A 16,080-nucleotide genomic window follows, 5' to 3' on the forward strand; every position below is an offset into this window, starting at 1 on the left:
AATGCGGCGGGAATTCCGCTCGGCCCGAGTCCGAATCGCGTGGCGGCGGCCGACAGCGCGGAATCCGCGCGAGCCAGGGGAGGTGGCGCGGGGTGGACGCGCGGGGTGGTAGGAAGGGAAACGTGTCGGCATCTGGCGAGAATTCTGGTTCGAACGGTCGATCCCGCGCGGTGGACGAGGTGGTGGAGCTGGTCAGCGCGCTGATCCGGTTCGACACCTCCAATACCGGTGAGCTGGCGACCACCAAGGGCGAACGCGAATGCGCGCAGTGGGTGGCCGAGCAGCTCCAGGAAGTCGGGTACGAGACCGAATACGTCGAGTCGGGCGCGCCCGGCCGCGGCAATGTGTTCGCGCGCTTGAAGGGCGCCGACCCGAGCCGCGGCGCGCTGATGATCCATGGCCACCTCGACGTGGTGCCCGCCGAGGCTGCCGACTGGAGCGTGCACCCGTTCTCCGGCGCGGTACGCGACGGCTACGTGTGGGGTCGCGGCGCGATCGACATGAAGGACATGGTCGGCATGACGCTGGCCCTGGCCCGCCAGTTCAAGGCCGAGGGTACGGTGCCGCCGCGCGATCTGGTGTTCGCGTTCCTGGCCGACGAGGAGAACGGCGGCAGATGGGGTTCGCAGTGGCTGGCCGACAACCGGCCCGACCTGTTCGACGGCGTCACCGAGGCGGTCGGTGAGGTCGGCGGCTTCTCGCTGACCGTGCCCCGCCCCGACGGCTCCGAACGCAGGCTCTACCTCGTCGAGACCGCCGAGAAGGGCCTGGGCTGGATGCGGTTGCGCGCCAAGGCCCGTGCCGGCCACGGCTCGTTCCTGCACGACGACAACGCGGTCACCATCCTCGCCGAAGCCGTCGCCCGGTTGGGCCGCCACACCTTCCCGGTGGTGCTCTCGGACTCGGTGGCCGAATTCCTCGCTGCCGTCAGCGAGGAGTCCGGCCTGCACTTCGACCCGCATGGCCCCGACATCGAGGGTCAGCTGGCCAAGCTCGGCACCATCTCCCGCATCATCGGCGCGACCCTGCGCGACACCGCGAACCCGACGATGCTGCAGGCCGGCTACAAGGCCAATGTCATCCCGCAGACCGCGGAGGCCGTGGTCGACTGCCGCGTCGTGCCGGGCCGACAGGCGGCGTTCGAACGCGAGGTCGACGAGCTGATCGGCCCCGATGTCGAGCGCGAGTGGATCACCAAACTGGATTCCTACGAGACCACCTTCGACGGCCACCTCGTCGACGCCATGAATGACGCCGTGCTCGCCCACGATGCCCACGGCCGCACCGTGCCCTACATGCTCTCCGGCGGCACCGACGCGAAAGCGTTCGCCCGCTTGGGTATTCGCTGCTTCGGCTTCGCGCCCCTGCAGCTGCCGCCCGACCTGGACTTCACCGCCCTGTTCCACGGGGTGGACGAGCGGGTGCCGGTGCACTCACTGGAATTCGGCACCCGGGTGCTGGAACACTTCCTCCTGCACAGCTGATCGCCGAGCAACCGACCACGATTCGGAGACGCCCATGAGCCACAACCCCTATGACGCACTGCCCCAGGTCCCCTCGTTCACCGTCACCTCCACCGACATCGCCGACGGTCAGCCGTTGGCCGGCGACCAGGTGTCGGGTGTGTTCGGGGCGGGGGGCAAGGACATCTCACCTCAGCTGAGCTGGTCGGGCTTTCCCGCAGCGACCCAGAGCTTCGTGGTGACGGTCTACGACCCCGATGCCCCCACCGCGGCTGGGTTCTGGCACTGGGCCGTCGCCAACATCCCGGCGTCGGTGACCGAGCTCGACGCCGGCGCGGGCAGCGAAGGCGGCACTCTGCCCGCCGGTGCTGTCACCCTGCGCAACGACGGCGGCTTCCCCGGCTTCGTCGGGGCCGCCCCGCCGCCCGGCCACGGCCCGCACCGCTACTTCGTCGTCGTGCACGCGGTCGACGTGCCCGCACTCGAGGTCGGACCGGACGCGTCACCGGCATTCCTCGGCTTCAACCTGTTCTCACACACCCTCGCCAGGGCCACCCTGATCGGGACCCACGAACAGCACTGACGCGAACACGAGGGTGGCCCCCGGGAGCGAACTCCCGGGGGCCACCCTCGTCATCGGGCCTACTTCACATCGGTGACGTGCTCCGGCGGCGTCGCCGCGTAGAGCTCCTCGATGGTCGTGGCGTACTTGTTCGCGATCGGGGTGCGCTTGAGCGACATCTTCGGGGTCAGCTCGTCACCACCGGGCTCCCACAGTGTCTCCACGATGACGAAGCGCTTGATCTGCTCCACCCGTGAGAGTTTGCGGTTGCCCGCCTGCACGGCTTCGGTGACCTCGTCGACGATCTCCTTGCGGCGGGCGAGCTCGGCGTGGGTGGCGTCGGTGGCGCCGAACTCCTTGGCGCGCAGGGCCGCCACATCGGGGTCGAGCATGATCAGCGCGGTGATGTAGGGGCGTGCGTCGCCGATCGCGACAGCCTGGCCGATCATCGAGGAGGCGGCCTTCATGGCGTTCTCGATGTTGGAGGGGGCGATGTTCTTGCCCGCCTCGCTGATGATCAGTTCCTTCTTGCGGTCGACGATGCGCAGGTAGCCGTCGGCGTCGAGGGTGCCGATGTCACCGGTGTGCAGCCAGCCCGCGTCATCGATCGCCTCGGCGGTCTTCTCGGGCATGTTGCGGTAGCCGGGGGTGATGATCGGACCGCGGATGAGCACCTCACCGTCGGCGTCGAGGCGCAATTCCACCCCGTCCATCACGCGACCGACCGAGCCGGGTCGCGGCTTGTCGATCTCGGTGAAGGTGCCGACACCGGTGGTCTCCGACATGCCCCACACCTCGCTGACCGCGAAACCGAGGCCGAGGAAGTATTCGAGGGTCTCCGGCGGTACCGGCGCCGCGCCGGACGCGGCGACCTTCAGCTCGGCGAAGCCGAGCGCCGCACGCAGCTTCGACAGCACCAGCGCGTCGGCGATCTTGTGCTGCACGCTCAGCAGCAGCGAGGAACCCTCGCCGGCGAGCTTCGCTCGTGCCTGCGTGACACCGACCCCGATCGACCAGTTGGCCAGCGCCTTCTTCACCGGGCTCGGCTCGACCGCGAGCTTGTTCTCGATGCCCGCCTTGATCTTCTGCCACACCCGTGGCACCCCGAAGAACACGGTGGGGCGGGCATCGGGCAGGGCGGCCGCGATCTCGCGCGGGTCCGGCACCGTGGTGATCTGGATGCCGGTGAGCAGGCTCATCGCGTGCGCGGAGATGCGGTCGGCGACGTGCGCGGCGGGCAGGTACGACACCGCGCGGTCGTCGAAACCGACCGGCAGCGGACCCTGCACCAGGCCGACGACCTGGGCGATCACATTGCTCTGGGTGAGCTCGACGCCCTTGGACGGGCCGGTGGTGCCCGAGGTGTAGATCAGGGTGGCCAGATCGCTGGATTTCACCGCCTGCCAGGCCGCGTCGAAGTCGAAATCGGGCGCCGGGTCCGACTCGAGGTCGGCCAGGGTGATGGTGCCCTCGGCGGTGCCGTCGACCAGGACGGTGTGCTCGGTGTCGGCACCCGCCTCCCGGAGGACGTCGAGGAACGCCTGCTCGGTGACGACCACCTTGTTGCCCGCGTTGGCGAACACGTGCGCGATCTGCTCTGCGGAGCTGGTGTTGTATACCGAGAACGGCGTGGCGCCCAGGTGCAGCGCGGCGGTGTCGATGAGGTTGAATTCGGGGCGGTTGGTGAGCATGATGCCGACCGCGTCACCGTGTCCGACACCGAGTTTGGCCAACCCCGCGGCCAGCGCTCGCACCCGCGTCGCGTACTCGGCCCAGGTGATCTCCTGGGTGCCGCCGACGGTGCGCAAGGCGATCTGGTCGGGCCGCAAGGCGGCAGTCTGCTGGAAGGCGGCGGGCACGGTGTGCACCGTGACGCCGGAAGCGTGCGCGAAACCGATGTCTGTCATATTCCTGTTCCCGATAGGCCGTGCGGACACCGAGCCAATGCGAGAAGTGCTGTCTCATCGTCTCGAGCGATGGGCATCACAGTGGCGCGGCTCACCCATCGTAACCGGACATACGGGATTGTGGCGGTGGTTACCCTCGACCGCCGAATCGGGGCCACCTGCGCCACCACGGCCGATCCGGTGCGGTGAGGGGTGGCCGGGCGGCCGGGCCGGGGGTGTACTGCGGTGCCCACGGTGCGAAATCACGGGGAATCATGTGCCTGCGACGGCGCACTTTGGCATCCAGATAGCGGCGTCCCCGCTCGGTGTCGAGCCGGATCGCCAGCGGGATCACTTCGACCGAGATGCCCTGCTCGGTCAGCGCGCGGACCTTGTCGGGGTTGTTGGTCAGCAGGCGCACCTGGTGCAGGCCGAGGTCGAGCAGGGTCTTGGCGACGAGTTCGTAGCGGCGGGTGTCGGGCTCGAGGCCGAGCCGCTCGTAGCTGTCGAAGGTGTCGAGGTCGAAACGCTCGCTGGTCCGGTAGCCGATCGCCTTCCAGATCAGCCCGGCGCCGCGGCCCTCCTGCTCGAGGTAGACCAGCACACCGGCGCCCTCGGCCTGGATCAGATCCATCGACCGGGCCAGTTCGGGGCCGCAGTCGCAGTCATCGGAGCCCAGCGCGTCGCCGTAGAGGCAGCGGGAGTGAACGCGGACCAGCGGCTGGGGGCCGGGTTCGCCGAAGACCAGGGCGTAGCCACCGTCGGTGGGGTCGTCGATGGTGTGCACCTGCACGCGGATCTGTTCGCCGTTGCGGCTGAACAGGTGTTCCGGGCGGAGATCGTCTGCGCCTCGTCCGGCCGCCGTACCTGGCGTGACCTGGACGGACTCGATGATCGTCAAGCGCTCCTCCGAGAATGTGGCGCACCGGGCGAACCGCTGCGAGGACCGTATGAGCAGGGCAACGGCGCGACTCTACTCCGGGCCCGATGCCGGACACATCACCTGTCTGTCGCGGCGATGTTACGAGTGCCGCCGCCCTCGGGCGCGTGCAGCGCGACGATTCGTTCGATCTCGGCGCGCCGTGGCAACGAGTCCGAGAACGCGACGAGCTTCTGTGTCGGGACCATCGCGGCGGTGGCGAATTCGAAATCCGCCGCGGTGAGCTCTCCGTCGGTGGCGATCACGCGATAGGCCAGCGCGCCCGCGAACGCCGCGGCGGCGCCGGCGGAAGCCTTGAGCACGCGGGGGAAGTGGTCGATGACGATGTCGGCGTCGTCGGAATACACCGTGCACCGGAATCCATCGACCGCGCACACGGTGGACACGCCGAGCCCGCGCAGCCGGATCGCGGTGTCGGCGGAGGAGGCGGTGTGCACCTCGGGCAGCAGTGCGTCGAGTTCGACGGTGGTGCCGACGAGATAGTCGACCACGTCGAGATACGGGTACAACCCTTGCGGCACAGCCATGCTCGGCGTCGGGCAGACGATGACCCTCGGCCGTTCGGGCAGTTCGCGGATGAGCGCGAGTACCTGTTCGACGAGCGGGGAGCGCTCGAAAGTGAGTACGACAACCGCCGAATCGGCGAGCGCGACATGGATGTCGGGGCTGCGCAGGTCCTCCTCGCTCAGCTGGACGCGAGGGTCGTGGCAGCCGATGAGGCGCACTTCGCCACCGGGATTCATGATCACAGCGGTGACCAGTGTGGGGGCGTCCGGCCGGATCCGGACCAGGTCGGTGCGCACGCCGCTGTCGGTGAGCAGGTCGAGTACCCGGGCACCATCGGCGTCCCGACCGATGGCCGCGATCAGGTGAACATCGAGGCCGAGGACGGCGGCGGCCACCGCGCGGTTGAGTCCCTTGCCGCCCGGGGCACCGACGAAGCTGGCCGCGACGGGGGACTGATCGGCGGGAAAGGTGTCCACGCGGTAGATGTGGTCGATCACCGCGTCGCCCACCACGGTGACGGTCGCACCGCGCGACGGGGTCGAGGGCGGGACCGGTGAGTGTGCGGGGGTGCGTGGCTCGGCGCTGAGCGCGGCGGCCAGTGTGGTGAGCGCCGCGTGTTCGGAGTAGGTGCGCAGGCGTTTGACCGTGGGTGCCTCGATCGCGGGTTCGGCGCCGATCGCGGCGTGCAGCGCTGTCCAGTGTTCGGCGAGGTATTCACGGCGGGCGCCGAGGACGACGGCGTAGAGCCGGTCGGGGTCGATGTCGGTTGTCGTGCTGTCGCGCAGCAGCCCGAGGGCGAGGATCGCGTCGACGATGAGCAGCTCGGCTGGTGGCAACTGCCGCGCCTGTTCGCGCAACACCGGCAGGATCGCGTCCTCCCGCGGCACCCCACCACGTTCGGCATGGCGAGCGACAACCGGCAGATCGAGCAGGGAGTCCACGTCGATCTCGGTGTGCCGCAGGCGATCTGCGCTGAGCCCGGCGAACTTGCCCAGTCGTGCGAGGATGCCGCGGACGACATCGGTTCGTGGGTCTTGCGGAACCATCGGCACGCGATCGACCTCCAAGAGTCGGACGAAGGTGGTTTATCCACCGGCTCCTCGGGCAATTACCAATTTACAACGGCAATTGACCGCAGCGAAGGGCAAATGCCACACTGGAATTGGCGAGGTATCGCCCACCAGACCGGCCCGGGAAGTCTGGTGCAGACAACCACCGACCCGTCCGCCGGACACTGTCTGATTCCCCTACGCGACGAGTTCGCCCCGTATCTGGCGGGCTCTCGGTGCAGACGGCGCCACCGCCGATGCGCTTGCCGAACGCGACCCGCTCAGACGTGGCGCGTTCCGCATCCCAGGAAACGGGAGCGGCGACTCCCCTTCGTGGAATCGGAGCCTCCGATGACCATTCACCTCACCCCGGACGACATGCGCAGCACGCGCACCCCCGAATGCGCCGTTCGCACCGGCGCCGACCCCGAGGTGTGGCAGCTCAGCTGGCTGCCCGAGCGCACCCTCACTCGCAAGCAGGCCTTCGCGGGCATGCAGCTCGACGAGCTGCTCAGCGATCCCCACACCGTGCTCGACACCCGGGCCCACGCCCAGATCGAGTTCTGCGCCGCCGGTCTCGGCATCGCCTGGACAGAGGCCGCGGGCCGACTGTTCCTTCGGATGCTCGAGCGTCTCGACGGCGACCCCGAGGAGGTGGCCGGTCAGCCGACGCCAACCGGCCGACCGCGCACCGCGACCTGGCTGTTCGCCCATCCCGACGCGACCCGGCGCGTGGTTCTGGGCTGAGGACCTCAGGCCGAGTGCGTGCGGTGCTCGGCGCCGACCGCGTCGGCCAGGGAGGCGAAGCCGCCCGCGCGCAGCTGGGCGGCGATGCCACGATGGATGCGGGTGGTCCAGAAGGGCCCGCCGTAGATGAAGCCGGTGTAGCCCTGCAGCAGGGTGGCACCAGCGAGGATGCGCTGCCAGGCCTGCTCGGGGTTTTCGATGCCGCCCACCGAGATCAGCACGACCTGATCGCCGACGCGGGCGTAGAGGCGGCGCAGCACTTCCAGGGAACGCACGGCGACCGGCGCACCGGACAGCCCGCCCGCGCCCATCGCCTCGACCTCGGCAGCGGGAGTCCGCAGCCCGGTGCGGCGGATGGTGGTGTTGGTGGCCACGATGCCGGCCAAGCCCAGTTCGACCGCGAGATCGGCGACGGCGTCGATGTCGTCGTCGGACAGGTCGGGGGCGATCTTCACCAGCACCGGCACCGAGACCGAAGCCAGGACGGCCTGCAGAATCGGGCGCAGCGACTCCACCGCCTGCAGATCGCGCAGACCGGGGGTATTGGGGGAGGAGACGTTCACCACGACGAAGTCGGCCAGCGGGCCGAGCAGTCGCGCGCTGGTCGCGTAATCGCCTGCGGCGTCCTCGGGTTCGACGACCTTGGTCTTGCCGATGTTCGCGCCGATCGGAACACTCGGGTGTGCGCCGTGTAGTCGGGCCGCGGCCGCGGCCGCGCCGTGATTGTTGAAACCCATCCGGTTGATCAGGCCGTGGTCGGCGGGGAGCCGGAACAGGCGCGGGGCCGGGTTGCCGGGCTGCGCGCGAGCAGTGACGGTACCGATCTCGGCGAAACCGAATCCCAGCGAGCCCCAGACGTTCGCGCCGTCGGCGTTCTTGTCGAAACCGGCGGCCAGGCCGAGCGGGGCGGGAAAATCGACACCGAACGCGGTGGTGGCCAGGATCGGATCCTCGACGACGGTCAGCTTGCGGGCCAGCCAGCGGGTCGGCGGGAACCAGGTTCCGAACCGCAACGCGCTGAAGACCAGGTGATGCGCCTGCTCCGGCGGGATCAGGAACATCAGGCGTAATAGCAGGGCGTACATGATCGGCTCACAATCCGGGTTCGGGCACAGGCAGGACGGCGTTCTTGCGGCGGCGCAACAACACCCGGCGGCTGCCGTCGGTGTAGGCGCGCACGCGCGACAGTTCCCAGCCACCGAATTCGGCCTGAATGGCCAGCCGCATCGAGGCGGTGACCCGGGTGACCTCGGGTGGCAGCCGCAGCGGCACGTACTCGTAGTCGTCGTTGCTGGTCTCCCAGCTCGGCGGAACCGCCGAGCGCGAACCGCGAGATCTGGCTGCCATCACTGCCCTCTCTTCCGCTCGTCCGCCCCGATCCGCTGCAGACCGTCGCCGGTGGCCGAGGCCACGAACAGGTCGCCGGTGCGTTCGTCGACGGTCACCGCGTCGGGCTGGCGCAGGGTCGGGAACCGCCCCACCTCGACACCGATCCCGGTCGACAGGTCGAAGCCGAGGACCTCGTTGCTCTGCGTGCAGGTCACCCACACCGTGTCCGAACGCGGATCGTAGGCGAGCGCGTAAGGCGATGATGCTACCGGGAAACGCTGCCGCAGGACGAGCGGACCGGCCGTGTAGACCAGCAGTTCCCCGCCCGCGGTGTCGGTGACGATGATGCGACCCTGCGCGTCGGCCACGGCGTTGACCGCGCCGTCGCCGGCGCGCAGCATCAGGCCGAGCGCGTCCTCGCGCACGCCGACGACGGCGGTCTGCTTGCGGTCGAGCACGGTGATTTCCTCGCCCGTGAGGGCGATCGCGTCGGCCGAGACCAAGCCGGTGACGGTGCGCGCGACACTGCCGTCGGTGTTCAGTTCGTGGATCGAGCCGTCGGCGGTGCCGACGACGAGCGTGCCGTCGCTGCGGGTTTGCACGCTCTGCACATCACCGTCGACGGGGAGCTCGGTGACCGTGCCGGTGGCGGCGTCGACCCGCAGGATCCGGTTCGCCGCGGCAACGAGGACTTCGCCCGGCTGACCTTGAGCGAGTGCGGCGCCCGCGGCGGGCAGGGTGATCGTGCGCGCCTCGGCCGGCGCGGCGGGATCGGTCAGGGTCAGCGCGGTGCCCGCGGTGTCGAGTGCGGCCAGGCGACCGGTCTCGCGCTCGGCGAGCAGCGCCTTCGTCGCGGCGGCGGGATAGACCTGTCCCGCGGGCGTGACGGTGGTCGCGGGGGAGACGGCCGCGGTGGCCGGTTCCCTCGTCGGCACATTGGGGCCGTTGTCCTCACCGGAGCATCCGGTCAGCACCACCAGTGCCGCCACGCCGACCAACGCTGAGGCGACCGAGCCGCGAGGGCGCATGCACCGAACTCCTTTAACTCCGCACGAGATGACCGCTGATCACCATCTGACCATGATGACTCACCGGTAGCTCCGACCGGGTGGGCGCGTCGGGACCGTCGGTACCACAAGTTACTGTTGACACGTCGACAAATGATCGCCAGGCAGCGGCAGGAGATCCGAACGATGACCGACCGGACACCAGTGGGTTTCGATATCGACGACATCTCGGTCGGTCCGTTCGCCCACGGCTTCGGCACCACCGACGACGGTCACCCCTTCGCCTTCCGCACCCGCCGCGCCACCCTCACCGTGGAGATCTACCGCGCCGACCTGGGCGATGCCGTGCCCGAAGCCCAGGACGTGGTGGCCCAGGCGCAGGCTCAGGTCACCGACATCGACCTCGGCGACGAACGCAGTGTCGCCGCGTTCGTGCGCGATCTGCTGCCCGACGCGACCCCGGTTCCGGCGGCCGCGAGCAGGGACACCACGACCATGCGCGGCATACTGGGCCGAATCAGTGCCGCAATTGATGGTATGTAGATGGTGATGTCTTCCACACTTTTCGCCAGGGCCGCTGCGGCCACTGCCTGCCTCACGGCCCTCGTCGTCCTCACCGCCTGCGGTGGTGGCGCCGACGAGGCCTCGGTCGACGCCGCACGGTCCTCGGCCAACGCCTCCCTCGCCTCCTCGGTCGCGGTTTCGGCCAGCAAGGCCAATGTGCCGCTGCCCACCGCCGCCGAACTCGACGCGCAGATCAAGAGCGCGCTCGACCCGAACCTGCCCGATGCCGAGCGCACCGACCTGATCGAGGACGGCGACGCGTTCTCCGACGCCATCCCCGACATGTACAAGGCGCTGCGGGACAACCCGCACGCGGTCTACGGCGTCGTCGACCCGGTCTTCGACAACCGCGACGGCACCCTGACCGCCACCATGCGCCTGGACAAAGACGGTTCGGGCACCAATATCCGCACCACGATCGTGCATTTCGTGCTGCTCGACGGGAAGTGGAAGATCTCGCGCACCGATCTGTGCGGCATCCTGCGCTCGGCTGACTACCGCACCGCCGCCTGCGGCTGAGCATGCGGGAATCGCGATCGATGCGGTGGGGCCGGTTCGTCCACCGCCACCGCTTCCTGGTGCTCGGACTGTTCGTGTTCACCGTGCTGGTCTCGGGCTGGTTCGGCCGCGACCTGGCCGACCGCTACACCCAGGAAGGCTGGTTCGACGAGAGCAGCGAGTCGGTGGCGGCCTCGAAACTGGCCGACGACACCTTCGGTCGCGACACCGACGGCGACCTGATCGTCATCTACACCGCCCCACCGGGTGCCACCGTCGACGACGCCGGTGTGCGTGGGCCGGTCATGGCCGCACTCGACGATCTGCGCGCCGACCACGGCGAACGCATCCAGAAGATCGACAGCTACTGGGACAGCCCGTTCTCTGCGAACGCCTCGGACGAGAGCAAACAGCACGCCTTCGCCAGCATCGGGCTGGCCGGGGGTGGTGGCACCGCCACGGTCGAGAACTATCTGGCGCTCAAACCACACCTGAACGCCGGTGTGCCCGGCGGCGGCCCCGGTGGGACGACAGTGCAGCTGGCCGGGCTGCAGCCGGTCGTCGAGGGCATCAACATCGGCATGCAGCACGACATCCGGCGCGCGGAGATGATCGCGCTGCCGATCGTGGCCGTGCTGCTGTACTTCGTGTTCGGCGGGTTGGTCGGCGCGTTGCTGCCGGTGCTGATCGGTGGGCTCACCATTCTCGGCACCTCCGGGATCCTGCGGCTGCTCACTGCCCACATCGAGGTCAACGTTTTCGCCAGCGCGGTGATGACGCTGGTCGCGCTGGGTCTGGCGATCGACTACGGACTGTTCACGGTGACCAGATTCCGGGAGGAACTGGCCGCGGGTCGCGATGTGGAAGAGGCGACCGCGCGCACCGTCGCCACCGCCGGGCGGACGGTTCTCTTCTCGGCGGGCATCATCGCGATCAGCCTCGGCGCGCTGTTCATCTTTCCCAACGGCGTGCTGCGATCAGTGCCTTACGGCGGCATCTCGGCGGTCATGCTGGCGGCCCTGTTGTCGGTGACCGCCCTGCCCGCCGCGCTGAGCATCGCCGGGCGGCGCATCGACTGGCTCGGCTGGAAACGGTTTTCCCGCAGCAAGACCGAGGCCCAGATCGACGCCGGGTTCTTCTCCCGGCTCGCGCAGTGGTCGATGCGGCGGCCGTGGGCGGTGGTGATCCCGATCGTGCTCGGTCTGCTGGCGTTGAGTATTCCGTTGCGCCACATCGAGTTCGGCGGGATCAGCGAGAAGTACCTCGCCGCCGACAACCCCGCGCGGGTGGCGCAGGAGGACTTCGACCACCTGTTCCCCGGATTCCGGACCGAACCGTTGAAGATGGTCGTGGTCGGTGCCTCCCCGCAGCAGCTCGGTGACATCCGCTACGAGGCCAATCAGATTCCCGGGTTGACCGGTCGCTTCGAGCCCGCCGCGCCCACGAAGGACGACGTGAACGTCCTTTCGGCCGGACTCGACGACAAACGCGACGCCGACCGGGTGATCGACGCACTCCGTGACCTCCCGGAACCACCGGGCGTGCAGATCATGGTCGCCGGAATCCCGGCGCTCGAACGCGACAGCATCAACGGACTGATCGACGGGCTGCCCCTGTTGTTGGCGATCCTGATCGCGGCGGCGCTGGCATTGATGATCGTGGCGTTCCGGTCGGTGATCCTGGCGCTGAAGGCCGTCGCGATGAGCGCGTTGAGCCTAGTGTCAACCCTGGGTGTGCTGACGTGGATCTTCGTGCAGGGCCACGGATCGGAGGTCTTCGCCTTCACGCCGGGGCCACTGATGTTCGCTGTGGTGGCACTGATCGTCACGGTGATCTTCGGCCTGTCCACCGACTACGAGGTGTTCCTGCTGTCCCGGATCGCGGAGAAACGCGCCTCCGGCGCCGACGCGACCGAATCCATCCGCTACGGCGTCGCCCACACCGGCAGCGTCATCACCTCCGCGGCCGCGATCCTGATCGTGGTGACCGGCGCGTTCGGCTTCTCGGATCTGGTCCTGATGAAATACATCGCCTACGGCATGATCGTGGCGCTGATCATCGACGCCACCATCATTCGCATGGTGCTGACCCCGGCCCTACTCAAGATCATCTGGCGGTAGCCGACCCACCCTGCTCGTAGCTCCCGTCGTCGGCGCTGCGGGGAAGGTCGGGATCGGCGGCGCCCTCGGCGTATTCGTCGGCGAAGGTGCTCGCGCCGAGTACGGCGCTCGCCGTGGCGGTGATTCGGTCGACGTCGAAGCGTTCCCCGGGCGGGAGCGCCGCGCCGACGGTGCGGCGGGTGGCGTCGGCGGCCCCGAGGAGCCGGGCCGCCCAGCCGGGTTCGCCGAGGATCGAGTGGGCCCCTGCCAGGCCCTCCAGGGTGAGAGCGAGCGCGCGCGGGCCGGCACCCGTTGCCAAGGCCAGGTGGTGGGCTTTCGTGTGCAGCGCACGCGCCGCCGCGCCGTCGCCGCGCATCTCGGCGAGGAAGCCCAGTTCGGCCAACGGGGTGAGCGCGGCAATCGACTTCGGCTCGTCGTCGGTGAGCCAGGACAGCAGCAGGCGTTCGGCGGTATCGAGGTCGCCGCGCCGGCGAGCGGTGAGTGCCAGCCCGAACTCCGCGAAGCCGACCAGGGCGAGATTGCCCTGGTCCAGTGCCAGGCGCCGAGCACGGTGGTGCAGGTCGGCGGAGGCGTCCAGATCGCCGGTGAGCATGACCACCCGCCCGAGACCGGACAGTCTGGCCGCGATCTCGGGCCACAGCGCCAGATCCTCGGCCATGCGCAGGGCGGTGGATTGCAGGCGGATGGCTTCGGCGTACGCCCCGGTGATCTCGGCGACACCGGCCAGGGTGTCGAGGGCCTGCACGCGGCCCCACCGGTCGCCGAGCGCGGTGAACATCTCGTCGGCGCGTTCCGCGTCGCGTCTGCTGGCGTCGAGATCGTCGCGCAGCATCGCGAACGACGCCCGGATGGCCAGCACCGCGGCCATTCCCCACTCGTCGCCGGCCGCGCCGAAATCGCGCAGCGCGGTCTCGGCCCACCCGATCGGCACCGCCGGATCACCGAAACCCCAGTGCGCGAAGGACATCAGCCAGTGTGCGCGGGCCCGGTGCGGGCTGTCCGGCGGCACCGACGCCAGGACCGCGGCACCGTGATCAGGTGCCGCGGTCTCGTCGCGTGACCACAGCGCCAGACCCGTTCGCCACACAAGGACCTGCGCGCGGAGCCGGTCGTCTCCACCCGGCGCGGCCAGCACCGCGTCGGCGGCGTCGATGGCGATGCCGGGTCGGCCGCGCAGGAACCAATACCACGACAGCGCCGACACCAGGCGCAATCCCTGGTCGGTCGAGGCAGCACACAGCGCGGCGCGCATGTTCGGGTCCTCGGCATCGAGGTCGGACAGCCACTCGCGCTGCTCCCGGCCGCGTAGGTGCGAGTCGGCCGAGTCGGCCAGCGCCAGGTAGTAGCCGACATGTCGGTCCCGAATTCGCTCGGTCTCGCCCGCGTCCGCCAGCCGCTCGGTGGCGTAGGCCGACACCGATTCGAGCATCCGGAACCGCGCATCGGATCCGCGCACCACCAGCGACCGGTCGACCAACCCGGCGATCACCTCGGCCACGCCGATGCGCTCGTGGTGCGCGGCGCCCAGGACCGGCGCCACGTCGCCGCCTCGGCCCCGATGATCGGCCCGCCGCACTGGGACGCGATCGTCCGCATCGCCGCAGACGTGCTCGGCCGCCGCCAGGGTCGCACCACCGGCGAAGACCGAAAGCCTGCGCAACACGAGACGCTCGGGCTCGGTCAACAACGCCCAGCTCCAGTCGATCGTGGCGCGCAGCGTCTGCTGGCGGGCCGGTGCGCCCGGTCGGCGCGCCGAGAGCACGCGGAAGCGGTCATCGAGCCGGGTGGCCAGCTCGGCCACGCCGAGCGATCGCGCCCTGGCCGCGGCGAGCTCCAATGCCAGCGGGATCCCGTCCAGGCGCAGACAGATCGCACGGACATCGGCGTCGGTGCTCGCGTCGAGGACGAAGTCCGGATCGGCCGCCGCTGCCCGCGCGGCGAACAACTCGACCGCCGAGCCGTCCACCGGAAGGGGTTGCACCGGGTGTACCGCCTCACCGGCGAGCGCGAGGGGTTCCCGGCTGGTCGCGAGCACGCTCGCCCCTGGTGCCGCGGCGAGCAGCCCGGCCACCAGCTTCGCGACCGCACCGATCAGATGCTCGCAGTTGTCCAGCACGAGCACGCCGCGGAAGTCGCGCGCGAACTCGGTGAGCATCGCGACCGGGTCTGCGGTGGGCACGGCACCCGCGCTCGCGGCTGCCTTCACTCCGAGGGCCGCGCAGATGACTTCGGCGACAGCGGCCACCGCTGTCGCACCGGTCTCGGATCCGGTGGCCGGCAGCGGATCCAGTTCGACGAAGCGAGCGCCGTCGGGCTGTCGCGCGTCGAGTTCGAGGGCTACCGCCAGCGCGAGCCTGGTTTTGCCGACCCCGCCGATTCCGGTCAGCGTGACCAGCCGGGAGTGGTCGAACAGGGCAAGCACCCGAGCCGAATCCGCTGCGCGGCCGATCAGTTCGGTCAGCGGAACCGGGAGTGCGGTGCGGTGCCGGGCGGATCGGGTGACGGTCGGACGCAGGCGCGGGCTGTGCTCGAGCAGGTCGCGATGCAGGTTCACCAGCTCTGGGCCGGGATCTGCGCCGAGTTCGGTGCGCAGCCTGCGGCGTAGCTCGTCGAAGATCGCCAGCGCTTCGTTGGCCCGGCCCGCCCGGTACAGCGCGCGCATCTGCGCTGCCCGCAGCCGCTCTCGCAGTGGATGTTCGGCCCCGACCTGCGCGAGCTCGCCGGCGACCGTCAGATGCTCACCCAATTCCAGCAGCGTTTCGGCCCGGTCTTCGATCGCGGTGAGCCGCTGTTCGGTCAGCCGGCCGATGACAGGTTGCGCGGCCGATGCCTCGGCCACATCCGCGTAGGCCGGACCGCGCCACAGCGCGAGGGCGTCGTCGAGCAGGACAGCCCTGGCTCGCGGTGCGGGCTCGGCGCGCGCCCGGCTCAGCAGGTCGGCGAAGCGGTCGGAATCGAGCGCGAGCTTCGTCGGCCGTAACCGGTAGCCCGCCGGATCGGTCACCACCAGATCTCGTCCGCCCGGTTCCGCGTCGCCGAGTGCGCGCCGTAGCTGAGAGACCTTCGCCTGGAGTGCGCCCTTGGGATCAGACGGCGGCCGTTCGCCCCACAGTTGGTCGATGAGTTGATCGGCCGACATCGGTTCACCGCCGCGCAGCAACAGGTGGGCGAGCAACAGCCGAACCTTGAGCTCCGGCACGCGTACCGGATCGCCGCGTTCGGTACGTACTTCGATCGCGCCGAGGACCCCGAACTGCACGGGACCGACGTTACCGGATGCGACATCGGGACCGACCTCGCACGACACCCGACAACTCAGGAACCTCCGACTGGGAGCAACGCGAGCCACTCGGGGGTTCCAGGTGGTCGTGGAGCCAGCTGTCAGGTGCAGTTCGCGGTCTGATGCGG

At 69.5% G+C, this 16,080-nt stretch carries 13 protein-coding genes; 6 read left to right on the plus strand and 7 right to left on the minus strand.

Annotated features, from left to right (window positions below):
• Positions 1-122 precede the first annotated feature (122 nt).
• A complete protein-coding gene (locus BOX37_RS16180) occupies positions 123-1,484 on the plus strand; it encodes a M20/M25/M40 family metallo-hydrolase (protein ID WP_071928380.1) in 1,362 nt (453 codons plus the stop codon).
• Positions 1,485-1,518: 34 nt separating this feature from the next.
• Positions 1,519-2,046, plus strand: a complete 528-nt coding sequence (locus BOX37_RS16185) for a YbhB/YbcL family Raf kinase inhibitor-like protein (protein ID WP_071928381.1) — start codon at positions 1,519-1,521, stop codon at positions 2,044-2,046.
• Between the two features lie 59 nt (positions 2,047-2,105).
• On the opposite strand, the gene BOX37_RS16190 is transcribed toward BOX37_RS16185, so the two are convergent.
• The 3 genes from BOX37_RS16190 to BOX37_RS16200 form a co-directional block, all read right to left on the minus strand.
• A complete protein-coding gene (locus BOX37_RS16190) occupies positions 2,106-3,932 on the minus strand; it encodes an AMP-dependent synthetase/ligase (RefSeq protein ID WP_071928382.1) in 1,827 nt (608 codons plus the stop codon).
• 130 nt (positions 3,933-4,062) lie between these two features.
• On the minus strand, positions 4,063-4,812 hold the full coding sequence (locus BOX37_RS16195; protein WP_071928383.1) for a GTP cyclohydrolase II: 750 nt from the start codon (positions 4,810-4,812) through the stop codon (positions 4,063-4,065).
• A gap of 98 nt (positions 4,813-4,910) precedes the next feature.
• Positions 4,911-6,404, minus strand: a complete 1,494-nt coding sequence (locus BOX37_RS16200; RefSeq protein WP_071931562.1) for a PfkB family carbohydrate kinase — start codon at positions 6,402-6,404, stop codon at positions 4,911-4,913.
• Between the two features lie 354 nt (positions 6,405-6,758).
• On the opposite strand from BOX37_RS16200, the gene BOX37_RS16205 reads away from it, so the two are divergent.
• Positions 6,759-7,154: a hypothetical protein gene (locus tag BOX37_RS16205; RefSeq protein ID WP_071928384.1), complete on the plus strand. Its 396-nt coding sequence runs from the start codon at positions 6,759-6,761 to the stop codon at positions 7,152-7,154.
• Positions 7,155-7,159: 5 nt separating this feature from the next.
• On the opposite strand, the gene BOX37_RS16210 is transcribed toward BOX37_RS16205, so the two are convergent.
• From BOX37_RS16210 to BOX37_RS16220, 3 genes are read right to left on the minus strand one after another with little or no spacing between them, the layout of a single operon-like run.
• Positions 7,160-8,239, minus strand: coding sequence for a quinone-dependent dihydroorotate dehydrogenase (locus tag BOX37_RS16210; protein ID WP_071928385.1), 1,080 nt, complete (start codon positions 8,237-8,239; stop codon positions 7,160-7,162).
• Between the two features lie 7 nt (positions 8,240-8,246).
• Complete coding sequence (locus tag BOX37_RS16215) at positions 8,247-8,501, minus strand: DUF5703 family protein (RefSeq protein WP_071928386.1); 255 nt, start codon at positions 8,499-8,501, stop codon at positions 8,247-8,249.
• Positions 8,501-9,511: an SMP-30/gluconolactonase/LRE family protein gene (locus BOX37_RS16220; protein WP_071928387.1), complete on the minus strand. Its 1,011-nt coding sequence runs from the start codon at positions 9,509-9,511 to the stop codon at positions 8,501-8,503. The genes BOX37_RS16215 and BOX37_RS16220 overlap by 1 nt, the downstream gene beginning before the upstream one ends.
• A 165-nt stretch (positions 9,512-9,676) precedes the next feature.
• Between BOX37_RS16220 and BOX37_RS16225 the strand changes: the two genes are divergently transcribed.
• From BOX37_RS16225 to BOX37_RS16235, 3 genes are read left to right on the plus strand one after another with little or no spacing between them, the layout of a single operon-like run.
• Positions 9,677-10,033, plus strand: coding sequence for a hypothetical protein (locus tag BOX37_RS16225; protein WP_071931563.1), 357 nt, complete (start codon positions 9,677-9,679; stop codon positions 10,031-10,033).
• Positions 10,034-10,039: 6 nt separating this feature from the next.
• Positions 10,040-10,573 carry a WKL family lipoprotein gene (locus BOX37_RS16230; RefSeq protein WP_240505366.1) on the plus strand — a complete coding sequence of 178 codons (534 nt, stop codon included), beginning with the start codon at positions 10,040-10,042 and terminating at the stop codon, positions 10,571-10,573.
• 2 nt (positions 10,574-10,575) lie between these two features.
• Positions 10,576-12,672 carry an MMPL family transporter gene (locus BOX37_RS16235; RefSeq protein WP_071928389.1) on the plus strand — a complete coding sequence of 699 codons (2,097 nt, stop codon included), beginning with the start codon at positions 10,576-10,578 and terminating at the stop codon, positions 12,670-12,672.
• Here the strand turns inward: BOX37_RS16235 and BOX37_RS16240 are convergent.
• The gene (locus tag BOX37_RS16240) at positions 12,659-15,931 is read right to left on the minus strand and encodes an AfsR/SARP family transcriptional regulator (RefSeq protein ID WP_071931564.1); all 3,273 of its coding nucleotides are present in this window, start codon (positions 15,929-15,931) and stop codon (positions 12,659-12,661) included. The genes BOX37_RS16235 and BOX37_RS16240 overlap by 14 nt on opposite strands.
• Positions 15,932-16,080 lie beyond the last annotated feature (149 nt).

Source organism: Nocardia mangyaensis, assembly GCF_001886715.1.
GTDB lineage: Bacteria > Actinomycetota > Actinomycetes > Mycobacteriales > Mycobacteriaceae > Nocardia > Nocardia mangyaensis.